The sequence below is a fragment of the Paracoccus sp. NIOT.M2S5SZ12 genome (genome assembly GCF_057748165.1).
In genome coordinates, this window is sequence record NZ_JBYLFR010000010.1 from 54,729 (window position 1) to 79,947 (window position 25,219).

24 protein-coding genes are annotated in these 25,219 nt (G+C 70.6%); 7 read left to right on the forward strand and 17 right to left on the reverse strand.

Annotated features, from left to right (window positions below):
- The first annotated feature begins 53 nt into the window (after positions 1–53).
- Positions 54–623 (forward strand): hypothetical protein, encoded by a 570-nt coding sequence (locus AC2SGK_RS10845; RefSeq protein WP_488323559.1) that lies wholly within the window; start codon positions 54–56, stop codon positions 621–623.
- On the opposite strand, the gene folD is transcribed toward AC2SGK_RS10845, so the two are convergent.
- From folD to AC2SGK_RS10860, 3 genes are all read right to left on the reverse strand, one after another.
- Positions 620–1,495 carry a bifunctional methylenetetrahydrofolate dehydrogenase/methenyltetrahydrofolate cyclohydrolase FolD gene (folD, locus tag AC2SGK_RS10850; RefSeq protein ID WP_488323560.1) on the reverse strand — a complete coding sequence of 292 codons (876 nt, stop codon included), beginning with the start codon at positions 1,493–1,495 and terminating at the stop codon, positions 620–622. The two genes, AC2SGK_RS10845 and folD, sit on opposite strands and share 4 nt — an antisense overlap.
- Positions 1,492–1,794: a chorismate mutase gene (locus AC2SGK_RS10855; protein WP_411837478.1), complete on the reverse strand. Its 303-nt coding sequence runs from the start codon at positions 1,792–1,794 to the stop codon at positions 1,492–1,494. Before AC2SGK_RS10855 ends, folD begins: the two co-directional genes overlap by 4 nt.
- A gap of 61 nt (positions 1,795–1,855) precedes the next feature.
- Positions 1,856–2,314 (reverse strand): MarR family winged helix-turn-helix transcriptional regulator, encoded by a 459-nt coding sequence (locus AC2SGK_RS10860; protein ID WP_488323561.1) that lies wholly within the window; start codon positions 2,312–2,314, stop codon positions 1,856–1,858.
- Positions 2,315–2,413: 99 nt separating this feature from the next.
- Here AC2SGK_RS10860 and AC2SGK_RS10865 point away from each other — a divergent pair, with 99 nt between their 5' ends.
- The gene (locus AC2SGK_RS10865) at positions 2,414–2,842 is read left to right on the forward strand and encodes an organic hydroperoxide resistance protein (protein WP_488323562.1); all 429 of its coding nucleotides are present in this window, start codon (positions 2,414–2,416) and stop codon (positions 2,840–2,842) included.
- Between the two features lie 55 nt (positions 2,843–2,897).
- On the opposite strand, the gene ftsH is transcribed toward AC2SGK_RS10865, so the two are convergent.
- From ftsH to dnaE, 14 genes are all read right to left on the reverse strand, one after another.
- Positions 2,898–4,790: an ATP-dependent zinc metalloprotease FtsH gene (gene ftsH, locus AC2SGK_RS10870; RefSeq protein WP_488323563.1), complete on the reverse strand. Its 1,893-nt coding sequence runs from the start codon at positions 4,788–4,790 to the stop codon at positions 2,898–2,900.
- Positions 4,791–4,847: 57 nt separating this feature from the next.
- Entirely contained in the window at positions 4,848–6,074 is a 1,227-nt protein-coding gene (gene tilS / locus AC2SGK_RS10875) for a tRNA lysidine(34) synthetase TilS (RefSeq protein WP_488323564.1), read from the reverse strand.
- A complete protein-coding gene (locus AC2SGK_RS10880) occupies positions 6,071–6,976 on the reverse strand; it encodes a tetratricopeptide repeat protein (protein WP_488323565.1) in 906 nt (301 codons plus the stop codon). Before AC2SGK_RS10880 ends, tilS begins: the two co-directional genes overlap by 4 nt.
- Positions 6,973–7,635, reverse strand: a complete 663-nt coding sequence (gene pal, locus AC2SGK_RS10885) for a peptidoglycan-associated lipoprotein Pal (protein WP_488323566.1) — start codon at positions 7,633–7,635, stop codon at positions 6,973–6,975. Before pal ends, AC2SGK_RS10880 begins: the two co-directional genes overlap by 4 nt.
- Positions 7,636–7,688: 53 nt before the next feature.
- Entirely contained in the window at positions 7,689–9,008 is a 1,320-nt protein-coding gene (gene tolB, locus AC2SGK_RS10890) for a Tol-Pal system beta propeller repeat protein TolB (RefSeq protein ID WP_488323642.1), read from the reverse strand.
- A 69-nt stretch (positions 9,009–9,077) separates the two neighbouring features.
- Positions 9,078–10,904 (reverse strand): protein TolA, encoded by a 1,827-nt coding sequence (locus tag AC2SGK_RS10895; RefSeq protein ID WP_488323567.1) that lies wholly within the window; start codon positions 10,902–10,904, stop codon positions 9,078–9,080.
- Between the two features lie 4 nt (positions 10,905–10,908).
- Positions 10,909–11,358 carry an ExbD/TolR family protein gene (locus tag AC2SGK_RS10900; RefSeq protein ID WP_411837486.1) on the reverse strand — a complete coding sequence of 150 codons (450 nt, stop codon included), beginning with the start codon at positions 11,356–11,358 and terminating at the stop codon, positions 10,909–10,911.
- Position 11,359: 1 nt separating this feature from the next.
- Positions 11,360–12,052, reverse strand: coding sequence for a protein TolQ (gene tolQ, locus AC2SGK_RS10905; protein ID WP_488323568.1), 693 nt, complete (start codon positions 12,050–12,052; stop codon positions 11,360–11,362).
- 108 nt (positions 12,053–12,160) lie between these two features.
- Positions 12,161–12,616 carry a tol-pal system-associated acyl-CoA thioesterase gene (ybgC, locus tag AC2SGK_RS10910; protein ID WP_488323569.1) on the reverse strand — a complete coding sequence of 152 codons (456 nt, stop codon included), beginning with the start codon at positions 12,614–12,616 and terminating at the stop codon, positions 12,161–12,163.
- A gap of 17 nt (positions 12,617–12,633) precedes the next feature.
- On the reverse strand, positions 12,634–13,665 hold the full coding sequence (gene ruvB, locus AC2SGK_RS10915; protein ID WP_488323570.1) for a Holliday junction branch migration DNA helicase RuvB: 1,032 nt from the start codon (positions 13,663–13,665) through the stop codon (positions 12,634–12,636).
- A complete protein-coding gene (htpX, locus tag AC2SGK_RS10920) occupies positions 13,662–14,564 on the reverse strand; it encodes a zinc metalloprotease HtpX (RefSeq protein ID WP_488323571.1) in 903 nt (300 codons plus the stop codon). The genes ruvB and htpX overlap by 4 nt, the downstream gene beginning before the upstream one ends.
- A 15-nt stretch (positions 14,565–14,579) precedes the next feature.
- Entirely contained in the window at positions 14,580–15,287 is a 708-nt protein-coding gene (gene ruvA, locus AC2SGK_RS10925) for a Holliday junction branch migration protein RuvA (protein ID WP_488323572.1), read from the reverse strand.
- Positions 15,284–15,793 carry a crossover junction endodeoxyribonuclease RuvC gene (ruvC, locus tag AC2SGK_RS10930; protein ID WP_488323573.1) on the reverse strand — a complete coding sequence of 170 codons (510 nt, stop codon included), beginning with the start codon at positions 15,791–15,793 and terminating at the stop codon, positions 15,284–15,286. Before ruvC ends, ruvA begins: the two co-directional genes overlap by 4 nt.
- 57 nt (positions 15,794–15,850) lie before the next feature.
- Positions 15,851–19,321: a DNA polymerase III subunit alpha gene (dnaE, locus tag AC2SGK_RS10935; protein ID WP_488323574.1), complete on the reverse strand. Its 3,471-nt coding sequence runs from the start codon at positions 19,319–19,321 to the stop codon at positions 15,851–15,853.
- A 103-nt stretch (positions 19,322–19,424) separates the two neighbouring features.
- Here dnaE and AC2SGK_RS10940 point away from each other — a divergent pair, with 103 nt between their 5' ends.
- The 5 genes from AC2SGK_RS10940 to AC2SGK_RS10960 all read left to right on the forward strand — a co-directional run bounded on the left by AC2SGK_RS10940 (position 19,425) and on the right by AC2SGK_RS10960 (position 25,217).
- Positions 19,425–20,936 carry an ABC transporter ATP-binding protein gene (locus AC2SGK_RS10940; RefSeq protein ID WP_488323643.1) on the forward strand — a complete coding sequence of 504 codons (1,512 nt, stop codon included), beginning with the start codon at positions 19,425–19,427 and terminating at the stop codon, positions 20,934–20,936.
- Positions 20,933–22,009, forward strand: a complete 1,077-nt coding sequence (locus AC2SGK_RS10945) for an ABC transporter permease (RefSeq protein WP_488323575.1) — start codon at positions 20,933–20,935, stop codon at positions 22,007–22,009. The genes AC2SGK_RS10940 and AC2SGK_RS10945 overlap by 4 nt, the downstream gene beginning before the upstream one ends.
- A complete protein-coding gene (locus tag AC2SGK_RS10950; protein ID WP_488323576.1) occupies positions 22,006–22,896 on the forward strand; it encodes an ABC transporter permease in 891 nt (296 codons plus the stop codon). The genes AC2SGK_RS10945 and AC2SGK_RS10950 overlap by 4 nt, the downstream gene beginning before the upstream one ends.
- Positions 22,897–22,927: 31 nt before the next feature.
- Entirely contained in the window at positions 22,928–24,004 is a 1,077-nt protein-coding gene (locus tag AC2SGK_RS10955; protein ID WP_488323577.1) for a BMP family ABC transporter substrate-binding protein, read from the forward strand.
- A 97-nt stretch (positions 24,005–24,101) separates the two neighbouring features.
- A complete protein-coding gene (locus tag AC2SGK_RS10960; protein WP_488323578.1) occupies positions 24,102–25,217 on the forward strand; it encodes a glycosyltransferase in 1,116 nt (371 codons plus the stop codon).
- The last annotated feature ends 2 nt before the right edge of the window (positions 25,218–25,219 follow it).

A 25,219-nucleotide genomic window follows, 5' to 3' on the forward strand; every position in this document is an offset into this window, starting at 1 on the left:
GACACCCGACCGGGGGGCAGGCGCCCCCCGTTTTCATGCGCGAAGAGAACCCCATGGACCCCAAGACGATCGAAGGCCTGTTCACCCGCCCCGACGGCAGCTTCCTTTGCGCGCGGTGGGGGCGTCCGGTGGCGCCGGTGATCTTCGGGCTGGCCGATGACAGCCTGGACATCTTTCGCGGCGCGATCCGGGCGGGCTATGCCCATGCGCGCCATCCGGTCACCGACACCGACCCCGAGACCGGCGCGAACCTGATGCTGTTCTTCCTGCGTGACTGGTCCGAGCTGGCAGCGGTGCCCGACTTGGACCGCCTGACCGGACTGCCGGACCTGCCCGCGCGCCTGTCGGGTCAGGCGGCCGACCAGTATCGGCTGTTCCGCTTTGACGAGGCGGGCGGCATCCGCGCCTGCATCATGTTCCTGAACATGGGCGGCGGGTTGTCGGAGGCGCATCCCGCCATCCTGGCCGAACGGCTGATGATGCAGTCCGCGCTGACCTTCGCGGGCGACGTTCAGCCCACGCCCGCGCTGGCCGGGCTGATCCGCGCGGCCTATGACCCGGTCCTGCCGGTGACGACCGACCAGCCGGCGCATGCGCTGCGGCTGGCGGCGCGGATGGGCTAGGGGGTCAGCCCCTCGGGGTCGGGCAGGCCGTGGCTGCGCGCGGTCGCGGTCAGCGTGTTGGCCAGCAGGCAGGCGATGGTCATCGGCCCCACGCCCCCCGGCACCGGGGTGATCGCCCCCGCAACCTGCGACGCGGCGGCGAAATCGACATCGCCCACCAGCCCGTCCTCGGTCCGGTTGATGCCCACGTCGATGACCGTGGCGCCCGGCTTGATCCAGTCGCCCTGCACGAAATGCGGCCGTCCCACGGCGGCCACCAGGATGTCGGCCTGACGGCACAGCGCGGGCAGGTCGGCGGTGCGCGAATGGGCGACCGTCACCGTGGCGCTGTCGCGCAGCAGCAGCTGCGCCATGGGCTTGCCCACGATGTTGCTGCGCCCGATCACCACGGCGTTGCGCCCCGACAGCGACCCCAGATGGTCGCGCAGCATCATCAGGCAGCCAAGCGGCGTGCAGGGCACCATCGCCTTCTGCCCCGTGGCCAGGCGGCCCACGTTCAGGATGTGGAACCCGTCGACGTCCTTCTCGGGCAGGATCGCGTTGATCACGGCGGCCTCGTCCAGGCCTTTGGGCAGAGGCAGCTGGACCAGGATGCCGTTCACCGCCGGATCGGCGTTCAGTTGCGCGATCAGCGCCATCAGCGTCGCCTGATCGGTCGTCGCAGGCAGGCGATGCTCGAAGGAGGCCATGCCGACCTCGCGCGTCATCCGCCCCTTGGAGCGGACATAGACCTGGCTGGCGGGGTCCTCTCCGACCAGCACCACGGCAAGGCCCGGCGTGATGCCGCGCGCGGCCAGGCCCGCGACCTCGGCGGCGATGCGGCTGCGAAGTCCGGCCGCGAAGGCCTTGCCGTCAAGGATCTGGGCGGTCATGGGCGCTCCGGGTTCAGGAAACGGTCCTCCTGCGCGATCGCAGCCTCGATCAGCATGCGCCACAGGGTCTCATAGAGGGCGGGGTCCAGGCCGTGGCCGGTCGCATGGCGACGGACATTCGCCACGACCTCCTCGACGCGGTCGTCGATCCGGGCCGGCATGCCGATCCCGGCCTTGATGCGGGCCGCGCGGTCGATCAGCGCGTGGCGGCGGGCCAGCAGCGTCATCAGCTCGGCGTCGAGGCGGTCGATCTCCGCCCTGAGGGCAGGCATGTCGGGGATGTCGCTGATCTGTGTCATGGTGGCGGTGGCATGCACCGGCTGCGCCCGAATCGCAAGGCCCCCGATGCCGCAGCCGGCCTCAGCCCTGAATGGCGACCTGGATGTTGCCGCGCAGGACACGCAGCTGCTCGCGCAGCGCCTGCGCGCAGTCGACGCTCATCCCGGTGGCTTCAGTGGCGCAGCTCAGCACATGGCCGGACTGCGTCTGCAGGGCGCGCCCCTGATCGCTGAGCGAGACGATGACGCGGCGTTCGTCGCGCGTGTCACGCAGCCGCGTGACCAGACCCGCCGACTCCAGCCGCTTGATCAGCGGCGTGAGCGTGCTGCTGTCGAGGCCGAGCGCCTCGCCGATGGCGCCGACGCTCTGCCCGTCGCGGGACCACAGCGCCATCATCACCAGGAACTGCGGATAGGTCAGCCCCAACGGGTCCAGAAGCGGCTTGTAGAGACGACCGAACGCCAAGTTCGCAGCATAGACGTCGAAGCACAGCATGTCCTCGAACGGCGCGGATAACGGCAAGGGGGGGTCATCGCTCATGTATAACGTGTAATTCGAACCGGACGACTTAGCAACCATTGCAATCGTCATGGTAAACATTACATTGCGAACGATATATTACCATGGAAAGGAACAGTGATGGTCAGCAAGGTTCTTTATCGCACCTCCGCGACGGCGACAGGCGGCGGCCGCGACGGCAAGACCGCCTTGGACGACGGCAGCCACGCCATCGATCTGGTGGTGCCGAAGGAGCTTGGGGGGCCGGGCGGCGCCGGGCTGAACCCGGAGAAGCTGTTCGCCCTGGGCTATGCCGCCTGCTTCATGGGTGCGATGCGTCATTATGCGGCGTCCAAGAAGGTCAAGGTTCCCGAGGACGCGGCGGTCTCGGTCGCGGTGGGCATCGGCCCACGCGAGGATGCGGGTTTCGGCCTCGACGTGCAGATCACGGTTGCGCTGCCTGGTCTGGACCGAAACGTGGCTGAGGACCTGATCGCAGGGGCTCACAAGGTCTGCCCCTATTCGCACGCGACGGGCGGCACACTGTCGATCACGCCGACGCTGGCCTGAAACAAAAAACCCCGGTCCGATGGACCGGGGTTTTCTCTTGCACCGTAACATGGCGTCATGCCGGGGCGGGATCGCCGCCTGCCGGGGTCTTGCCGGCGCGCGGGATGGCCGTGACCGACGGGATGACGCTGGAGGGCGTATTGTCGTCATCGCCGCCGATCGGCTCGCCGCGCAGGATGCGGGCGATCTCCTCGCCGGTCAGGGTCTCGTATTCCAGGAGGCCCTTGGCCATGCGCTCGAACTCGACCTCCTTCTCGATCAGGATGCGACGGGCCTCCTGATAGCCCTCCTCGATCAGTTCGCGCACCTCCTGCTCGATCAGCTCCTTGGTCGCGGCCGAGACCGAGAACCCGCCGGTGCTGCCGTTATAGCCCTCATGCGCCTCGGCATAGTCCACCGCGCCGACCTTGTCGGACATGCCCCACCGCATGACCATCGCACGGGCCAAGGCGCTGGCCTGCTGGATGTCGCCGGCCGGGCCGTTCGACACGCCCTCCTCGCCGTACTTGATGATCTCGGCGGCCTTGCCGGCCATGGTCATGGCGATCTTCTGCTTGGCCTCGTCCTTGTGGAAGTTCAGCCGGTCCATCTCGGGCAGGCTGACGACCATGCCCAGGGCGCCGCCCCGCGGAATGATGGTCGCCTTGTAGACCGGATCGCATTTCGGCAGCGACAGGCCCACCACAGCGTGACCGGCCTCGTGATAGGCGGTCTTCTCCTTCTGCTCGGGCGTCAGGACCAGGCTGCGGCGCTCCACGCCCAGCATCACCTTGTCCTTGGCCGTCTCGAAATCGGCCATGCTGACGAAGCGGCGGCCGATCCGCGCCGCGGTAAGCGCCGCCTCGTTCACCAGGTTCATCAGGTCGGCGCCCGAAAAGCCCGGCGTGCCGCGCGCGATCAGGCGCAGGTCGACATCGGGACCGACCGGGACCTTGCGGGCATGGACGTTCAGGATGCGCTCGCGACCCTTGATGTCCGGGTTCGGGACGTGGATCGTGCGGTCGAAGCGGCCGGGACGCAGCAGCGCGGGGTCCAGCACGTCCTTGCGGTTGGTGGCCGCGACGATGATGATGCCCTCGTTGGCCTCGAAGCCGTCCATCTCGACCAGCAGTTGGTTCAGGGTCTGCTCGCGCTCATCGTTGCCGCCGCCGATGCCCACGCCGCGGGCGCGGCCCACTGCGTCGATCTCGTCGATGAACAGGATGCAGGGGGCCGACTTCTTGGCCTGCTCGAACATGTCGCGCACGCGGCTGGCGCCGACGCCCACGAACATCTCGACGAAGTCCGACCCCGAGATGGTGAAGAACGGCACGCCCGCCTCGCCCGCGATGGCGCGCGCCAGAAGCGTCTTGCCGGTGCCCGGAGGGCCGACCAGCAGCGCGCCCTTCGGGATCTTGCCGCCAAGACGGCTGAACTTCTGCGGGTTGCGCAGGAACTCGACGATCTCCTCAAGCTCCTCCTTGGCCTCGTCGATGCCCGCCACGTCGTCGAAGGTCACCCGGCCGTGCTTTTCGGTCAGCAGCTTGGCGCGCGACTTGCCAAAGCCCATCGCGCCGCCCTTGCCGCCGCCCTGCATGCGATTCATGAAGAAGATCCACACCCCGATCAGCAGGATGAAGGGCAGCCACACGCCCAGCATCGACATGAAGCCGCTGCTCTGCTGCTTGATGACGCGCACGTCGACGCCCTGCTGGATCAGCCGGTCGCTGATATCCTCGCCCATCGGGCGCACGGTAGCGTATTGCTGACCGTCCGACCCGGTGATCGCCACGTCCTCGCCGTCGATTGTGACGGCGGTGACCTGGTCGTTCTGCACGCGCTGGATGAAGTCCGAATAGCTGATCTGCCGGCTGTTCATGGTGCCCGACCCGTCGCTGAACAGGTTGAACAGCGCCAGGATCATCAGGAACAGAACCACCCAGAAGGCGAAGTTGCGTGCATTGCCCAAAGCGGGTCCTCCGACGGAATGCGGTTTGATAGGAAAATAGGGATTATCGCGGCAGGTTCAATGCGCCTTTACCAGGCTGCGGAAATCTGCCGCGCCCCTGAGCGGCGTCACCGTGATCCCCGGAACCGGCCGCAGCAGCGGCGCACCGATCAGACGGCCATCCTGCCAGATCGCGGGGCTGGCCGCGGCCTCGTCGCGCAGAAGGCCGCTGTCGCGCCAGGGCAGGCGCGACAGGGCCGCGGGACCCAGGGCCGCGACCTGCTGGCCCGCGGCCAGGCCCGTGACGCGCCAGCGGCGGTCCCAGACCGGCTCGGCCGTGGCCCCCGCCCGCTGCGCGGCGGCGGCTTCGCGCGCGATGCGCAGCCCGGCGCCCGTCGGCGCGATCATCGTGCCGTCCAGCGTCACCCGCCCCTGCGACAGCACCGCCGACAGCGCATGCAGCAGCGTCGCCCGGCGCGGAGGATAATCGGCCCCCGTGACCCATCGCACCGCCGCGACCAGGATGCGGCGGCGGATCTCGGGCGGGGCGTCGCGAAGGGGGCCACGCGGCAGGATCAGACTGCCCCGGTCGAAGCTCACCTCGGCGCTCAGCAGGGCCGCGTAATCGGCCAGCGCGTCGCGGGCCTCGGCGATGTGGCCTGCGGCGCGGGCCAGGCCCTCGACCTCCAGCCCCAGGGCGGCGATGGCCTGGCGGGCGCGGACGCGGTCGTAATCGCTGTTGTCGTTGGTGGGATCGTCGATCCAGCCGATGTCGCGCGCCGTCAGCCAGTCGCGCAGCTCGCGCCGCCCGGTGCCCAGCATCGGTCGCAGCCAGCGCATGTCGAAGGCGTCGCGCCATTCGGCCATGGCCGACAGCCCGTCCACCCCAGACCCGCGCGCCAGACGCATCAGCAGCGTCTCGGCCAGATCGTCGGCGGTGTGACCCAAGGCCACGGCGGGCAGCCCGTTGCGCAAGGCCCAGCCCGACAGCAGCCGCAACCGGGCGTCGCGCGCCTGTGCCATGAGGTTGCCCGCCCGCGTGTCGCGCCGCCACAGCAGCGTGGCGTGCGACAGGCCCAAGGCGCGGGCCCTGCGCCCCACGGCCTCCGCCTCGGCGGCGCTGCCCTGGCGCAGGCCGTGATCGACCGTGGCCACCATCAGCCGCCGCCCCTGCGCCCATTCGGCCGCGACATGCATCAATGCGATGGAATCGCCCCCGCCCGACACGGCCAGACCGATGGACGGCAGGTCACCGGCCAGCCGGTCCAGGGCCGACCGGATGCGGGCGGCCGGATCGCCGGTCACGGATGTTCGGCCATGTCGGCGGCGGCCTCGGGGTCCAGGTCGGGGTCCAGCAGCGGGTCCAGCACGCCCAGATCGGCGCTGCCGCAGCCGAGGCGGGTGATGTGGCCCTCGGCCTCGACGGCTTGGGGGCTGCCTGGAAAACGCGCGGGAACCTCGGCCAGATAGAGGCAGGCGGCGGTCGCGTCGCCCTGCCCCTCGATCACGCGGGCGATGCCCAGGAGGCTCTCTCCGGCGCGGCTGCCGTCGGGATCTGCGGCGAAGCCCTCCAGCCAGGCGGCGGCGGCGGCGCGCGGGTCGCCCGACAGGTCCAGCGCCTGGCCGCGCAGGAACAGCGCCTCGGCGGTCAGGGGGCCTCCGGCATGGGTCTCGGCCACGTCGGCGAACATCTGGGCGGCGCGGGCGTGATCGCCGCTCTCCATCGCCGCGCGGGCGGCGTCGAAATCGGTCTTCTCGGCCTGGGTCGGGGCAGGCTGCCCGCCCCCCGAGGCCGCGGGCGCCGAGGGCGCCAGCTGCGGGCTGACCCCCGCCTGCGCCTGCGGCACGGTCAGCGCCGACAGATCGCATCCAGGCTCGGCCTCGCAGAGGCGGAACTCCAGATCGGCCAGCCGCCGCTCGCTGTCCCCCGCGATGCGGCTGACGCGGTTCTGCAGCTGTTCGGCCTGGTTGGTCAAGCGCATCAGCTGCGCCTCCATCGCGTTCATCCGGTCGATCGCGCTGGACCCGCCCGCGGCCTGGAACCCGGCGGCGCCCCACGCGACCAGCTCGGCCCGCAGCGACTGCAGCTGCGTGCGCAGCGCCGTCACCTCAGCCCGCATGTCGGCCAGCGTCGCCGCATCCGGTGCGGCCTGCGCCGGCAGCGCCAGCGTCAGCAGGACCGCCAGGGCGCGGGCGGCGACGATCACAGACCCGCTCCGGGCGTGCCCCCGATGGGCTGGGCGGCGGGCTGGGCGGCAGGCTGGGCTGCGGCCGTGGCGACGGGGGCGGGGGCGGGGGCGGTGGCCGTGCCCTGCGCGGGCGGCAGCGCGGCGACGGGGGCCGCCTCGGTCACCACGGTGACGGCGCGGCGGTTCTGGGCATAGCAGCCCTCGTCCGAACAGGTGGCGGCGGGACGCTCCTTGCCGAAGGACAGGGTGCGGATGCGGCCCGGCGCGACGCCCTGGGCCACCAGATATTCCTGCACCGCGCTGGCCCGGCGCGCCCCGAGCGCGAGGTTGTATTCCCGCGTTCCGGTCTCCTCGGCATGGCCCTGGACCACGGCGGTGAAGCTGCTGTGCCGCGACAGCCACGCGGCCTGACGGGCCAGCACGGCGCGGGCCTCGGGGGTCAGCGTGGTCTGGTCGGCGGGAAAGCGCACCGTGTCGCCCACGGTGTCGCGGAAATACTGTGCCGTGGCCTCCGCCCCCAGGGTGCCGCCGGCCAGGTCGCCCTGGAAGACCGCCCCGCCGTCGGTGCTGGCATAGGGGTCCACGACCGGGGGCGCCTGGCGCGGCGCGGGCTGGGCACAGGCCGCAAGCCCCAGGAGGGCGGCCATCAGGACGGGGGTCAGGGCTGCGTTCTTCATGTGATCCTCTTGGCGACGGCTTGGGGCGGCGGCTTCCGGCGGCGGGGCGGGCCTCAGGGCAGCAGCGGCCCCCAGGACGGGTCCGATGCGGCGAAGTCCAGGGACATCGGTCGCATGTTGCGCCCTGTGATGTCCACCGAATGCAGACGCGGCTGTCCGTTTCCGCCCGGAGTGGCGCGCGTGAACATCACCACGCGCCCGTTCGGCGCCCAGGTCGGGCCCTCGTCCAGGAAGGACTCGGTCAGCATCCGCTCTCCCGAGCCGTCGGTGCGCATGGTGGCGATGTGGAACCGCTCGCCGATCTGCTTGGTGAAGGCGATCAGGTCGCCCTTGGGCGACCAGGTGGGCGTGCCGTAGCGGCCCTCGCCGAAACTGATGCGCGTCGGCTCGGCCCCGTCCAGACCCATGATGTAGAGCTGCGGCGTGCCGGAACGGTCGCTCTCGAAGACGATGCGCTGCCCGTCCGGACTGAAGCCCGGCGAGGTGTCGATGGCGGGCGAGTTGGTCAGCGCGCGCTGCGCCCCGGTGGTCACGTCCATCAGCCAGATGTCGGTGTTGCCGCCCTGCTCGCGGGAATAGGCGACGAAGCGGCCGTCCGGGCTGAAGGCGGGGGCGAAGGCCATCGCGTTCGGATCGGTGGTCAGCGGCCGGGCGCTGACGGTCGCCACGTCCATCAGCTGGATCTGGGGAAAGCCGCTGTCATAGCTGGTGAACAGCAGCCGCCGCCCATCGGGCGAGAACTTCGGCGCCAGCACCAGAGACGAGCTGTCGGTCATCCACAGGATGTTCGCGCCGTCGTAATCCATCACCCCGATGCGCTTGATGCGCGCGCTTTTCGGGCCGGTCTCCTGCACGAAGGCCACGCGGCTGTCGAAATAGGGCCGCTCGCCGGTCAGCCGGGCATAGATCTGATCGGCGATCTTGTGGGCGGCGCGGCGCCAGTCGGCGGCGCGGGCGTCGAACTGCATCCCGTCGCCCTGCGGCTGGCCCGAGACGACGTCGAACAGCCGGAACCGCACGCTGATGCTCTCGCCCATCTGGCGCACCTCGGCCGAGACCAGCGCCTGCGCGTCGATGGCGCGCCAGTCCTCATAGCTGACCGCCTCGGCAAAGCTGGCGGGGCGGGCGCGATGCTCGGCCGCGGGGATCTCGCGGAAGAGGCCCGTCCCGGTCAGGTCGTCCGCCACCACCTGCCGCACCCGCGCCGCGATCTCGGCATCGCCGTGGAACGCCGGGATGGCGATCGACATCGGCTCGATCACGCCATCGGTGATCTCGATGCGCAGGGGGCCGTTCTGGGCCATCAGCGGACCGGCCGGCAGGATGGCTGCGGCAAGCGCCAGCGCGGGCGCCAGGGCGGGGGCAAGGATCAGTCGGCGGAACATGGCGTCATCACTACCTTTTGTCGGCGGAAAGCGGAAGGTGGTCCGACCGCTGGCTGGTCATTCGAAGGCGACCCCGTCGGGACGGAAGTCGACCACGACATCGCGCCAGCGCCCGTATTTGGAGGCCGGCAGATCAAAGCCTGGGCGCCCGCACATCAGGATGGCGCGGCGTGCGACCTCGAAGCCCTGCTGGGCCGCGCCCTCGCTGCCGCCGCGATAGCCGGCCAAGCGCAGGCTGTCCTGGTCGGGCACCCCGTCGGGCGACAGGGTGAAACCCACGGAGACGGTCATCTGCTGCGCCTCGACCGACAGCGCCCCGACATTCCAGCAGTTCTGGATCGCGAAGCGCAGCCCGTCCTTTTCGGACAGGGTCAGCGGATCGCCCATGGGCAGGCCCGCGGCGGGATCGGGCAGCGGGGTCGCCTCGATGGGGCTGATGGGCGAAGGCGTCAGCCGCATCATGTCGGCCGGCGGCCCCGACGGATCGTTCGCCGGGTCGGCGGGCGCGCCGGTCCCGGCCATCGCCCCGGCCAGCGCGGCCGCCAGCGGGTCCAGCCCGGCCGACGCGCCGCTGCCGCCCTCGATGCTCTGGGTCTGGCCGCCGATCGCGTCGGCGCCCGAGGCGCTGTCCTGCCCCCCCGCCCCGGCCTGCGCATCGCGCAGCGCATCCTCCAGGGCCTGCCGGTCGGCGGCGGCCTGACGCTCCGCTTCGGCGGCAGCCTCCGCAGCGGCCTGGCGCTCGGCTTCGGCGGCGGCTTCCGCGGCGGCCTGACGCTCGGCTTCTGCAGCAGCCTCCGCAGCGGCCTGGCGCTCGGCCTCGGCAGCAGCCTCCGCGGCGGCCTGGCGCTCGGCTTCGGCAGCAGCCTCCGCAGCGGCCTGGCGCTCGGCCTCGGCGGCAGCCTCCGCGGCGGCCTGACGCTCGGCCTCGGCGGCGGCCTCCGCGGCAGCTTGGCGCTCGGCCTCGCCCGCAGCCTCCGCGGCGGCCTGGCGCTCGGCTTCGGCGGCAGCCTCCGCGGCGGCCTGGCGCTCGGCCTCGGCGGCGGCATCCGCGGCAGCTTGGCGCTCGGCCTCGGCGGCGGCCTCCGCAGCGGCTTGGCGCTCGGCTTCGGCAGCAGCCTCTGCAGCGGCTTGGCGCTCGTCTTCGGCGGCAGCCTCTGCAGCGGCTTGGCGCTCGGCGCTGGCAGCGGCCTCGGCGGCAGCTTGGCGTTCTGCCTCTGCGGCGGCCTCACGTTGGGCCGCCAGCACGGCCTGGCGCTGCGCCTCCGCTTCGGCGGCGCGGCGATTGAAGGCTTCGACCAGACCCGTGGGGCGGTCCTGCGGGCGGCGCGAGGCATCCAGCGCCAGCGCCGATCGCGGCGCCACAGGCACCGCCGGCGCGTCCGGGGTGGACAGGGCGGGCGGCGCGGGCTGCGCCTCGGCCACCGGGGCGGGCGGCGTGTCCGGGCGCTGCGGCGCGACCTCGGCGCTCTCGGTCTGGCTGGGCGCGGGTTCGGGCAGGTCGCTGGCCACGTCCACCGGCGCGGCGGGGGCGAAGTCGGAGAGGTCCGGCACGGATTCGGCCGCGTCCGGCGCGGCCAGCCCCTCGGCCCCGGCCGATTGCGGCGGCATCGCCGGGACCGGGCGTGCGGCCCCATCCTCGGACGGGGCCTCCGGTTGGGCAAGGTCGGCCACCGCGGTCGCATCCGCCCCGACCGGCCCCGCGCCGCGCGCGGCGGCGGCCAGCGCCTCGAACTCGGCCCCGCTGATGGTCGAGACCTGGGTCGTGCGCACGACCGGGCTGGGCTGCGGCCGGAACAGCGCGCCGCCCAGGATGGCCCAGAGGATCAGCGATCCATGCGCCACCCCCGAGACCCAGTAACCGATGCGCCCTTCGCGTTCCGCCATGGTCCTAGCCGTCCATCCGCGGCCCGCCGGTCTCGGTGACCAGCACGATGTCGGTGATGCCCGCGGCGTTCAGCGCGCCCATGATCTGGACCACGCGGGCATAGGGGATGGCGCCGTCGGCGCGCAGGAACACGCGGCCCGACTGGCGTTCGGCCAGCAGCGCGCGCAGCGCCGCCACGACCTGATCGTCCGCGACGGGCTGGTCCATGACCAGAAGGTCGCCCTCGGCGGGCACCGAGATGGTCAGCGGCTCCTCCTGCTCGGTCGGGACGGCGTCGGCGGCGGTCTGGGGCAGGTTCAGCGGGACGCCCGCCGTCATCAGCGGCGCCGAGACCATGAAGATCACGAGGAGCACCAGCATCACGTCCACGAAGGGCGTGACGTTGATCTCGGACATCGGCATGTTGCGCCGACGCCCCTTGCTGCGCACCCGCTTGACGACCCCGGACGCCATCTCAGGCCTCGTCCATCTGGCGCGACAGCAGCGTCGAGAACTCGTCCGAGAATGCCTCCCACCCGCCGGTGATGCGCTCGGCGTCGCCCGACAGCTTGTTGTAGAACACCACCGCCGGGATGGCCGCGACCAGGCCCAGGGCGGTCGCCAGAAGCGCCTCTGCGATGCCCGGCGCCACGACCGCGAGGCTGGTGTCCTGGGTCAGGGCGATACCCTCGAAGGCGGTCTTGATGCCCCAGACGGTGCCGAAGAGGCCGATGAAGGGCGCGGTCGAGCCCACCGTCGCCAAGAAGGACAGGCCGCGGAACAGGCGCTGCTCCTCGCGCTGGATGGCGACGTTCATCGCGCGGTCGATGCGGCTGATGCCGCCGGGAATCAGCGCCCCGTCGTCGCGGTGGCTGCGGCGCCACTCGATCATGCCGGCGGCGAAGATGCGTTCGGACGCGCCCTTGGGGCGGTCGCCGAGCCGGTCGTAGAGGTCATCCAGCGGCTCTCCGGACCAGAAGGCGCGGTCGAACTTCGCGGCCTCGGCGCGGGCCTGCGCGAAGACCAGGAATTTCTGCACGATGATCGCCCAGGCCCAGAAGGACGCGACGATCAGCATGACCATCACCACCTGCACCGTCAGCGACGAGCGCCAGAACAGCGCCACGGCCGAAAAGTCGATGGCCTCGGCGGCCTGAATGGATTCCATCTTCACTGCCTCATCTTCGGGGGCCGCGATTGCGTCGGGCAATCCGGCGTTGCGGCCTGTTAGCCTGTAATTGCCACGGGTTTCAGCCCCCGCGGCAACACAATGGCGTCAATTTTCCATAACGCGCAGCCTTTGCGCCGCAAGCGCCACAGATGCAAGCCCCGCCTGGCCGCCCGGCGCCGCCAGCGCGCGGGCCAGATCCGCGGGCAGGCGCACGGGCCGGCCTTGGTCGTCCAGGCAGGCCACCGTGACCCGCGCGGTGAACAGCACCGTGTCGCCGCGCAGCACCCGCTGATCGACGACCACGCGCGCGGGCCCCGCATGGGCCAGATCGGTGCGCACCTCCAGCAGGTCGTCGAAGCGGGCGGGGCGCAGATAGTCCGCCTCGACCCGGCGCACGGCAAAGACGCGGCCCTGCGCCTTCAGGGCGACCTGGTCGATGCCCAGATCGCGCAGCCATTCGCTGCGCGCCCGCTCGATGAAGCGCAGGTAGTTCGCGTAATAGACGATCCCGGCCAGGTCGGTATCCTCGTAATAGACGCGCAGGGTCAGGCTGTGGGTCACGCTTGGGCTCCGATGGGTCAGACGTCGAACAGGCTCTGCTGGCCGGGGGTCTGGGGCGCCTCCAGCCCCAGATGGCGCCAGGCGCCCTGGGTCAGCATCCGCCCGCGCGGGGTGCGGGCGATCAGCCCCTGCTGCAGCAGATAGGGCTCGATCACCTCCTCGATGGCGTCGCGGCTTTCGGAGAGGGCGGCCGACAGGGTCTCGACCCCCACAGGTCCGCCGCCGTAATGCTGCGCCATCAGCGTCAGATAGCGCCGGTCCGCCCCGTCCAGGCCCAGATCGTCCACGCCAAGCCGCGTCAGGGCCAGATCGGCGATCTCGCGGGTCAGGCGGCCGTTGCCCTCGACCAGCGCGAAATCCACCACCCGGCGCAGCAGCCGTCCCGCGATGCGCGGCGTGCCGCGCGCGCGCCGCGCGATCTCCATCGTGCCCTCGGGGTCGGCGCTGATCCCCATCAGCCGCGCGCCGCGCTGCACGATCAGGTCCAACTCGGCGATCTCGTAGAACTGCAGCCGCGTGGGAATGCCGAAACGGTCGCGCAGCGGCGTGGTCAGCAGGCCAAGCCGCGTCGTGGCGCCCACCAGCGTGAAGGGCTGCAATTCGATGCGCACGGTGCGCGCCGCAGGCCCCTCGCCGATGACCAGGTCCAGCTCGAAATCCTCCATCGCGGGGTACAGGACCTCCTCGACCGCCGGGTTCATGCGGTGGATTTCGTCGATGAACAGGACGTCGCGCGCCTCCAGATTGGTCAGAATCGCGGCCAGGTCCCCTGCCCGCGCGATGACCGGCCCCGAGGTCATGCGGAAGTTCACGCCCAGTTCGCGCGCCATGATCTGCGCCAGCGTGGTCTTGCCCAGGCCCGGGGGGCCGAAGAACAGGGTGTGGTCCATCGCCTTGCCGCGCATCCGCGCGCTCTCGATGAAGACCTTCAGGTTGGCGCGGGCCTCGGCCTGGCCGACGAATTCGGACAGGTTCTGCGGACGCAGGGCGCGGTCCTCGACATCGCTCTCCAGCTTTTCGGGGCGCAGATCGGGGTCGGGCGCGCTCATCCGCGGCCCCAGGGGGCGCGGGGGCCGCCGCTGCGCGGGATGCGGCTCGGGGCGGTCGGGGTCTCGGCGGGCGTCATGGCCATCAGCCGGGCGATGCGCTCCTCGGTCGGCGGGTGGGTCGTGAACAGGCGATCGGCGCGCAGGGCGTGCAGCGGGTTGACGATGAACATGGCCGCCGAGGCCGGGTTGCGCTCCGCCGGCAGGTTGACGCTGCGCCCCGCCGCCTGGCTGATCCGCGCCAGGGCGGATGCCAGCGCCCGCGGCTTGCCGCAGATGCGCGCGCCGGTCGCGTCGGCCTCGTATTCGCGCGCGCGAGAGATCGCCATCTGCACCATCATCGCGGCCAGGGGCGCCAGGATCATCGCCAGGATGCCGCCCAACGGCCCGCCCCGCCCTTCGCGATTGCCCGCAAACAGCATCATGTTGCCCATCATGGCTATGGCGCCCGCCATGGTCGCGGTGATGGTCATGGTCAGCGTGTCGCGATGCTGGATATGGGCCAGCTCATGGGCGATCACGCCCTCGATCTCGTCGGCCGACAGGTGGTTCAGCAGGCCCTGCGTGACCGCCACGGCGGCGTTCTGCGGATTGCGGCCGGTGGCGAAGGCGTTGGGCTGTTCCGTGGGCAACAGGTACAGCTTGGGCATCGGCAGGCCCGCCCGCTCCGCCAGACGCGCGGTCATCGCGAAGAGATCGCCCCCCTGGCTGGGCGACAGCTGGATCGCGCCCTGCTGACGCAGGACCATCTTGTCGCTGTTCCAGTAGCTGAAGAGGTTCATCCCCCCCGCGATCATCAGCGCGATCAGCGCACCGCCCGATCCGCCCAGCATCCAGCCCAGGCCCATGACCAGCGCCGTCAGCGCCGCCATCAGCACGAAGACCTTGAGGTTTCCCGCCATCACCCGTCCTCCGGTTCAGTCCTTGGGCGCCAGAAGGCGCAGCGCCGCGCGGATCAGCGCGGGCATCGCCGCCTCGGGCTCACGCGCCTGCGCCTCGGCCACGGCCCCGGCCGCCTCGGAGGGAGCATAGCCCAGATTGGTCAGCGCCGACAGCGCATCCGCCATCGCCTGACCCGACAGCGCGGCGCCCGAGGGGGGGCGGGCCGCGGCGCCCGGCGCCGGGGCCGCGGACGGGCCGGGGTCGATCCCCGGCCCGTCCGCTCCACCGCCCGCGGCCACGTCCCCCGCATCGATGGTCAGCGCGCCGCCCAGGGTCATGACCGACGGCGCCTTGTCCTTCAGCTCCAGCACGATCCGCTGCGCGAGCTTCGGCCCCACCCCGTTGGCCTTCCTGACCGAGGACCAGTCGCCAAGCGCGATCGCGCGTCCCAGCCCCTCGGGGCCAAGCGTGCTCAGGATCGCCAGCGACACCTTGGCCCCCACCCCCTGGACCGAGGTCAGCAGCCGGTGCCACTCCTTGTCCAGCATGGTCGGAAAGCCGAACAGCTGCAGCAGGTCCTCCCGCACCACCAGCTCGGTATAAAGCGCCGCCGCCTGCCCGACCGGCGGCAGGCCCGCCGCGGTCCGCTCGCTCACATGCACGATGTAGCCCACGCCCCGCACGTCGATCAGCACATGATCGCGCGCCCGGTGCAGGATGATCCCCGCGATCCGCCCGATCATGCCGCCCCCCGTCCGCCGCCCGCCATGCGCAGGCTGCGCCCCTGCAGGTGGCGCGCGTGGCAGATGGCGATGGCCAGCGCATCCGCCGCATCCGGGCTCTCGAACTGCACGCCGGGCAGCTGGACGCGCACCATGTGCTGGACCTGCTCCTTGCCCGCGTGGCCCACGCCGACGACGGTCTTCTTGACCGCGTTCGGGGCGTATTCGCCGACCGAGATCCCCGCCTCGGCCGGGGCCAGCAGCGCCACGCCGCGCGCCTGGCCCAGCTTCAGCGTGCCGGTCGCGTCCTTGTTGACAAAGGTCTGCTCGACCGCGGCCTCGTCGGGCGCATGAGCCGCGATCACCGCGCAGAGGCCGCGGAACAGCACCGACAGCCGCGACCCCAGATCCTGCGTGCCGTCCGAATGGATCGTGCCGTTGGCGATGTGGCGGATGCGCGGGCCATCCACCAGGATCACCCCCCAGCCCATGTTCCGCAGACCGGGATCGATGCCCAAGACCTTCATGCTGCCCTCTTTTTTTCCCGTGCTAGCACGAAGCGCGAACATCGGCCAGTGCCGGCGTCACTCCTCCAGCACGTCCAGAACCCCCGGCACCGCCCGCAGCGCCTGGCGGGCGGGCGTGGTCAGGGGCGCGTCATTGGCGATCTCGATCTCGATGACCTCGCTGCCCTCGGTGATGCGCAGGCGGATCGGGCCGCGGGCGCGGGCGGGGGCCACGATCTCGGTCGTGATGCGGGTCAGCACCTCGGCCAGGCGCGGGATGGTGTCGGCGCCCTGGATCTGCACCGCCAGACAGCCCGCCCCGGCATCGGCCACGAACTCCTCCAGCGCGGCCACGGAATTGGCCAGCATCTTGACCTGGTCGCCGAACGGCTCGACCTTGACCTGCAGCACCACGTTCTGCCCCGGCTCCAGCCGGTCGCGGCTGGCGTTCAGCAGGTCCGAGAACACCGTGACCTCGTAAAGCCCCGTGGGGTCCGACAGGCTGACGAAGGCGTATTGCGTGCCCTTGGCCGACTTGCGCTCCATCCGGGCGGCGACGGTGCCGGCGATCTGCGCGACCATCGGGCCGTTCAGCGCGTCCTGGCCGATCTCGGCCAGGGTCATCACCTTCTTGCGCTTCAGCGCGGCCTGATAATCGTCCAGCGGATGGCCGGACAGGTAGAAGCCCACCGCCTTGTGCTCCTCGCCCAGCTTCTCGGTGGGCAGCCAGATGCCCGACAGGGGCGCGCGCGGCGGCGGCAGGTCCTCTCCGCCCCCGAACAGCGAGGTTTGGCTGGAGGCCGCCTGGTCCTGCACCGCCGCCGACCACGCGACCAGCCCGTCCAACGACTTCAGCACCCGCGCGCGGTTGTCGTCCAGCCCGTCGAAGGCGCCCGCGCGGGCCAGCATCTCCAGCGGGCGCTTGCCCACGCGCTTCATGTCGGTGCGCCGCGCCATGTCGTGGATGTCGCGGAAGAGCGTGTCGCCCCGCGCCTCATGGATCAGCCGCATCGCGTCCAGACCCACGCCCTTCAGCGCGCCCAGCGCATAGAAGATGCGCCCCGGCCCCACGGTGAAGGTCGGCGCCGAGCGGTTGACGCAGGGCGGCACGATCTCGATCCCCATCCGATCGCATTCACGTTTGTAGACGGCCAGCTTGTCGGTCAGGTGGATGTCGCAGTTCATCACCGCGGCCATGAATTCGACCGGGTGGTTCGCCTTCAGCCAGGCGGTCTGATAGCTGACCACGGCATAGGCCGCCGCATGCGACTTGTTGAAGCCGTAATTGGCGAACTTCTCCAGCAGGTCGAAGACCTCTCCGGCCTTCTTCTCGGGCACGCCGTTGGCGACCGCGCCCTGCACGAACTTGGGCCGTTCCTTGGCCATCTCGGCCGCGATCTTCTTGCCCATGGCGCGGCGCAGCAGGTCGGCACCGCCAAGCGAATACCCCGCCATGACCTGCGCGATCTGCATCACCTGTTCCTGATAGACGATGATGCCCTGCGTCTCGGCCAAGATGTGGTCGATGGTCGGGTGGATCGATTCCAGGTCGCGCAGGCCGTTCTTGACCTCGCAATAGGTCGGGATGTTCTCCATCGGGCCGGGACGATAGAGGGCCACCAGCGCCACGATGTCCTCGATGCAGGTGGGCTTCATGCGGCGCAGCGCGTCCATCATGCCCGACGATTCGACCTGGAACACCGCCACGGTGCGGGCGCTGGCGAACAGGTCGTAGCTGGCCTTGTCGTCCAGCGGGATGTGGGCGATGTCGTTCTCGGTCCCCGGCGTGGGGTCGTAAAGCCTGCGCCCGTCCGCCGCGACATGCAGCGGCCGGCCCTGCCCGTTGATCAGGTCGACCGCGTTCTGGATGACGGTCAGCGTCTTCAGGCCCAGGAAGTCGAACTTGACCAGCCCCGCCTGCTCGACCCATTTCATGTTGAACTGCGTCGCGGGCATGTCGGAGGCCGGATCGCGATAGAGCGGCACCAGCCGGTCCAGCGGCCGGTCCCCGATCACCACCCCCGCCGCATGGGTCGAGGCGTTGCGATAGAGCCCCTCCAGCTGTTCGGCATAGTCCAGCAGGCGGCCCACCACCTCCTCGCGCGCGGCCTCGCGCAGGCGCGGCTCCTCGGCGCGGGCGCGGGCGATGCTGACGGGCTTGACCCCCTCGACCGGGATCATCTTGGACAGGCGGTCCACCTGGCCGAAGGGCAGCTGCAGCACGCGGCCCACGTCGCGCACGGCGGCCTTGGACAGCAGCGCGCCGAAGGTGATGATCTGGCCGACCTTGTCCTTGCCGTATTTCTCCTGGACGTAACGGATGACCTCCTCGCGGCGGTCCATGCAGAAGTCGATGTCGAAATCGGGCATGCTGACGCGTTCGGGGTTCAGGAACCGCTCGAACAGCAGGCTGTAGCGCAGCGGGTCCAGGTCGGTGATGGTCAGCGCATAGGCGACCAGCGATCCCGCCCCCGATCCGCGGCCCGGACCGACCGGGATGCCCTGCGCCTTGGCCCAGCCGATGAAATCGGCCACGATCAGGAAATAGCCGGGAAAACCCATCTGCTCGATGATGCCCAGCTCGAAGTCCAGGCGCGCGTGATATTCCTCGACGCTGACCGCATGGGGGATGACCTTCAGCCGCGCCTCCAGCCCCTCGCGGGCCTGGCGGCGCAGCTCGGCCACCTCGTCGTCGGCGAAGCGCGGCAGGATCGGCGCGTGCTTGGCCACGGCAAAGGCGCAGCGGCGGGCGATCTCGACCGTGTTCTCGATCGCCTCGGGCAGGTCGGCGAACAGGACCGCCATCTCCTCGGCCGACTTGAAGCTGTGCGCGGGCGTCAGGCGGCGGCGGGGCTGCGACTGGTCGACATAGGCCTTTTCGGCAATGCAGATCAGCGCGTCATGCGCCTCGTACATCGTGGGCTTGGGGAAATAGACGTCGTTCGTCGCCACCAGCGGCAGGTCGCGCGCATAGGCCAGATCGATCAGCCCGCCCTCGGAGGCGGCTTCGGCGGCCATCAGCTGGCCGTTCTCGCCGGGATGGCGCTGCAGCTCGACATAGAGCCTGCCGGGAAAGGCCTCGGCCAGCCGAAGGGCCAGCGCATCGGCCTTGGCCCCCTGCCCCTGCGCGATCAGCAGGCCCAAGGGACCCGTCGCCCCGCCCGTCAGACAGATCAGGCCGTCGGCATGGGCGCACAGCTCCTCCGGCGTGACATGCGGCAGCGCGCCCCCCTCGCGCAGATAGAGGCACGACGACAGCGCCATCAGGTTCAGCCAGCCGTCGCGGTTCTGCGCCAGCAGGACCACCGGCCCGGTGGCCTCGGCCGCCAGCGTGACCTGGCAGCCGACGATGGGCTGGATGCCCTTGTCTCTCGCCTTCACGCTGAATTCCAGCGCCGCGAACATGTTGTTCGTGTCCGTCAGCGCCACGGCGGGCATGCCTGCATCCAAGGCAAGGCTTGGCAATTTGCCTACGGGAATGGCACCTTCCAGCAAGGAATGCTCGGAATGTGTGCGAAGATGGATGAATCGGGGAGATTTTGCGGCCATGATCGGGACAGTATCGCAGCCTGACCGAACAGCGCAATTGCGCGCGCCCGGATTTGCGGTCTAAGCAGGACAGGATTTGACCAAGGGGACAGAATTGACCGACATGCCCGTGTTCCGTGCCGAGGGTCTGGGCAAGTCCTATCCCGGCGTGCGCGCCAATGACGACGTCTCGTTCCAGGTCATGCCCGGAGAGATCCACGCCCTTCTGGGCGAGAACGGCGCCGGCAAATCCACCCTGGTCAAGATGATCTACGGCCTCGTGCGCCCCGATGACGGGCGCATGACGCTGATGGGCGCGCCCCATACGCCGTCCGATCCGCGCGCCGCGCGGGCGGCGGGCGTGGCGATGGTGTTCCAGCATTTCAGCCTGTTCGACGCGCTGACGGTCGCCGAGAACATCGCCCTGGGGATGGAGAACCCGCCCCCCCGGCGCGAACTGTGCGCGCGCATCACGCAGGTCAGCCACGATTTCGGCCTGCCGCTGAACCCCGCGCGGCGCATCGTCACCCTGTCGGCGGGCGAACGCCAGCGGGTCGAGATCATCCGCTGCCTGCTGCAGGACCCGCGCCTGCTGATCATGGACGAGCCGACCAGCGTGCTGACCCCGCAGGAGGCGGAACTCCTGTTCGCAACCCTGCGCAAGCTGGCGGCACAGGGGACCGCCATCCTCTATATCAGCCACAAGCTGGACGAGATCCGCAGCCATTGCGACCGCGCCACGATCCTGCGCCACGGCCGCGTGGTCGACAGCTGCGATCCGCGCGCCCATTCCGCGCGTGATCTGGCGGCGATGATGGTCGGCGGGCAGATGCGCGTCATCGAACGGTCGGGGCGGCAGGCGGGCGCGGTCCTGCTGGAGGTGCGCGCCCTGTCCCAGCCCGCGCCCAGTGCCGAGGGCACCGCGCTGAAGGACATCGCGCTGACGCTGCGCGCCGGCGAGATCCTGGGCATCGGCGGCGTCGCCGGCAACGGCCAGGAGGAGCTGCTGGCGGCGCTGTCGGGCGAGCATCGCAGCGCACCGGGCACCGTCACGCTGGAGGGTGCGGACCTGTCGGCCACCGGCCCCGAACCCCGCCGCCGCGCCGGCCTGCTGGCCGCGCCCGAGGACCGCCTTGGCCATGCCGCCGTGCCCGACTTCAGCCTGACCGACAACACGCTGCTGACCGCGGGCAGCCGCAAGGGGCTGGTCCGCTCCGGGCTGATCGACCACCGGGCCGCGCGCGACTTCGCGCTGGCGGTCATCAGGGATTTCGACGTCCGCACCCCCGGCCCCCATGTCGCGGCCCGCGCGCTGTCGGGCGGCAACCTGCAGAAGTTCGTCATCGGCCGCGAGGTCCTGCAGGCCCCCCGCGTGCTGGTCGTGAACCAGCCCACCTGGGGCGTCGATGCGGGCGCCGCCGCCGCCGTGCGTCAGTCGCTGCTGGACCTCGCGCGTCAGGGCGCGGGCGTCATCGTCATCTCTCAGGATCTGGATGAGCTCTTGGAACTGTCCGACCGCTTCTGCGCGCTGAACGAAGGCCGCCTGTCGCCCCCCGTGCCCACCGAAGGGCTGACGCTGGACCGCATCGGCCTGATGCTGGGCGGCGCGCATGGCATGGAGGAGGCCCGGATATGATCCAGCTGGTCCCCCGCACCGCCCCCGCGCCGCATTGGCAGGTCCTGACCCCGCTGATGGCGGTGCTGGCCACGATGATCGTGGGCGGGCTGCTGTTCGGCGCGATGGGCCACGACCCGGTCGCCGCGATCCGTACGATCTTCTGGGACCCGCTGTTCGGTCCCGCCGCGGGCTATTCCCGTCCGCAGCTGCTGGTCAAGGCGGCGCCCCTGATCCTGATCGCCAGCGGGCTGGCCGTGGGCTTTCGCGCCGGCATCTGGAACATCGGCGCCGAGGGGCAGTACATCATCGGCGCGATCACCGGCGCGGCCGTCGCGCTGGCCTTCTATCCGCTGCAGGCGTGGTGGCTGTTCCCGCTGATGGTCGCGGCCGGCATGGCCGGGGGCTGGGCCTGGGGGATGATCCCCGCTTTGCTCAGGAACTGGTTCGGCGCTTCCGAGATCCTGGTGTCGCTGATGCTGGTCTATGTGGCGCAGCGGATCGCCGCCTGGATGGCCTTCGGCCCGATGCGCAACCCCGAGGGCATGGGCTTTCCCGGATCGCGCAACCTGCAGCAGTATCCGTCGGCCGCGAACCCCGAACTGCTCGCGGGCACGGGCGCGCATTGGGGCGTGGTCGCCGCCGCCATCGCCGTGCTGGCGACCTGGTTCCTGATGAGCCGCCACATCCGCGGCTTTCACATCCGCGCCGCCGGGACCGCGCCCCGCGCCGCGCGCTTTGCGGGTGTGCGCCCCGAGGTTCTGGTGGCCTTCTGCCTGGGCCTGTCGGGGGCGCTGGCGGGTGCCGCGGGCCTCTTCGAGGTCGCGGGCCCTGCGGGCCAGATCACCGACCGCGTGGGCGTGGGCTACGGCTTCACCGCGATCATCGTGGCCTTCCTGGGACGGCTGCATCCGGTGGGCATCCTGCTGGCGGGGCTGCTGATGGCGCTGACCTATATCGGCGGAGAGCTGGCGCAGCTGACCATGTCGCTGCCCGCCGCCACCGTGCAGGTGTTCCAGGGGATGCTCCTGTTCTTCCTGCTGGGCTTCGATCTGCTGACCCGCTTCCAGATCCGCCGGAGGGCGCGCGCATGATGATCGACCCGCTGTCCGTCTTCCTCCTGCTGCTGTCGGCCGCGACGCCGATCCTGTTCGCCGCCCTGGGCGAGCTGGTCGTGGAGCGCGCGGGCGTGCTGAACCTGGGCGTGGAGGGGATGATGATCACCGGCGCGCTGGCGGGTTTCGCCGCGGCCTATGCCAGCGGCAACCCGTTCCTGGGCTTTCTGGTCGCGGCCCTGGCGGGGGCCGCCATATCGGCCCTTTTCGTGGCGCTGACGCAGGTCTTCCTGGCCAACCAGGTCGCCTCGGGGCTGGCGCTGACGCTGTTCGGACTGGGCCTGGCCGCGATGTTCGGCAAGCCCTTCGAGGGCGTCAAGGCGCCGCCCATGCCGGGCGGACCCCTGGGCGTCAACTGGATCGTCTGGCTGGGCCTGGCGATGGTGCCCGCCCTGTGGCTGTTCCTGAACCGCGCCCGCCCCGGACTGATCCTGCGCGCCGTGGGCGAGAACCAAGACGCAGCCCATGCCCTGGGCTACAACGTGCGCCTGACCCGGCTGGCGGCGATCGCCTTCGGCGGCGCCATGGCGGGTGTCGGCGGGGCCTTCATCTCCATTGCGACGGTGCTGCAATGGACCGAAGGGATGACCGCGGGCGCGGGCTGGATCGCGCTGGCCATCGTCGTCTTCTCGAACTGGACCGCGCCGGGGGTGCTGGCGGGGGCGTGGCTCTTCGGGGGCGTCACCGTCCTGCAGCTGCGCCTGCAGGCGGCGGGCGTCGCGGTGCCCGTGCAGCTTTTGTCGATGGCGCCCTATCTGGCGACCATCATCGTGCTGGTCGCCATCTCGGCCCGGCAGAAGTTCTCGCGCCGCGCGGGCACGGGTGCGCCCGGCTCGCTCGGGACCAATTTCCACGCGCTGCGGTAGAACCGCGGCCATTCCAACCAAGAGGGATACCATGAACCGCAGACATCTCCTGGCCACGGCCGCCGCCCTGATGACCGCGATGGCCGCCCCGGCCATGGCCCAGGATGAGCCGCTGAAGGTCGGCTTCATCTATGTGGGCCCCGTGGGCGACGGCGGCTGGACCTATCAGCATGACCTGGCCCGTCAGGCGATCGAGGCCGAATACGGCGACCGGGTCGAGACGACCTTCATCGAGAGCGTCCCCGAAGGCGCCGATGCCGAGCGCGCCCTGACCCAGCTGGCGCTGGCTGGCAACGAGCTGATCTTCGCCACCAGCTTCGGCTTCATGGACCCGGTGATGAACGTCGCGGCCAAGTTCCCCGACGTGAAGTTTGAGCATGCGACCGGCTACAAGACCGCCGAGAACGTCGCGACCTATGACGCGCGCTTCTACGAGGGCCGGGCGGTCATCGGCACCATCGCGGGCCGCATGACGGAATCGAACAAGATCGGCTATATCGGGTCCTTCCCGATCCCCGAGGTGATCCAGGGCATCAACTCCAGCTTCATCCACGCCCGCAAGGTGAACCCGGACGTGGAGATGCGCGTGGTCTGGGCCTACAGCTGGTTCGACCCCGCGAAGGAAGCCGAGGCCGCATCCGCGCTGCTGGCCGAGGGCGTCGACGTGATCCTGCAGCACACCGATTCGACGGCGCCCTTGGCCAAGGCGCAGGAGGCCGGCGCGATCGGCTTTGGCCAGGCCAGCGACATGGCGGCCTTCGCGCCCAGCCCCCGCGTGGCGTCGATCATCGACGAATGGTCGCCCTACTACATCAAGCGTGTCGGACAGGTGCTGGACGGCACCTGGGAAAGCGGCTCCAGCTGGGCCGGGATCGGTGACGGAGAGGTCGTGATCGGCGAGATCACCGAGGCCGTCCCCGCCGAGGTCAAGGCCGAGGCCGAGGCCCTGCGCGACGCGATCGGCGCGGGCGAGTACCACCCCTTCACCGGCCCGCTGAACAAGGCCGACGGCACGCCCTGGCTGGCCGAGGGAGAGGTCGCCAGCGATGCCGACCTGCAGTCGATGAACTTCTACGTCGAAGGCATCACCGCGCAGATCCCGCAATAGGCGCCTGAGGACCGAACCGACGTCCGGGGCGCGCTTGCCAGCGTTCCGGACGTTCCCCATGGTGGTCCTGCCGCCGCGCGCCAATCTCCGGATCATCATGCCCCTTCCCCCGATCGACCTTCTTGCCAAACGGATCTACTCCCGCCTGCCGCGCGGCTGGACGGCCGGAATGGACGCAGCCCTGCGCCTCAGGCACGGCCCGAACCGGCAGCCGGCCCGGCTGGACGTGATGACGGCCGTGTCCGGGCCGAACCTGGACGTGGTGCAGGTCATGCTGCGCTCGCTCAGCGACAGCCATCCGCGCGACGACATCCATCTGTGGTTTCCGCACCTGCCGACCGCCCAGCCCGTCCTGGACGCGCTGGCCGCCTATTGCGAGGGCTTGGGCAACCTGACGCTGCACCTGCTGCCGGTCGCGGACAAGGACCCCTTCGTGCATCTCAGCCGCATCGGCGGGCGTCCCTATGGCGCGCGCTTCCTGTGGCTGGCGGCCCATCAGCATCTGCCCGCGTCGCTGTCGCGGGTGATCTTCCTCGATCCGCTGGACATCATCGTGCAGGGCGATCTGGTGCCGTTCCTGCGGCACCCGTTTCTGGGCCGCTACATCGTCGCCTGCCGGGAGGTGCCGTCGGCGCCGCCCCTGATCGTGGGACCCGCCTCCCGCGCCCAGGCCCGCGGGGCAAGCGCCAGGACGATCTGGCGCATCTCGCGGGGGGTGATGAACAGCGGCGCGATCGTGCTGAACCTGGACAAGCTACGCCGGGACGGCATCGGCATGCAGGATTACGTCGCGGTCGGCGAATGGGCGCAGGCGCAGGGCCTGAATTTCGGCGATCAGGGCCTGTTCTCGCTGACGCATGGCAGCCACTACGTCCAGGCCCATGACCGCTGGAACTTCCGGTTCTTCACCCTGCCCCGCGGCTCGGGGCACGAAACGGCTGCGATCATCCATTTCGCGGGCAACATCCCCAAGCCCTTCCACCTGCGCCTGACCGCGGCGCAGGAAGAGGAGATCGCCGCGATGATGCGGCAGCGCAACCTGTCGGTCATGCCGATCACGCGCAGCCAGATCATCAGCCCGGCCTTTTTCCCGTTCTATCGCGCCTGGTGGGCGGTCTGCGCCCGCACCCCGGTCCACGACCGCATCGCGCCCCTCGCCGATGAGGTGACCGAACGCCTGCTGGCCGAGATGACGGCCCTGGCGCAGGAGTGAGC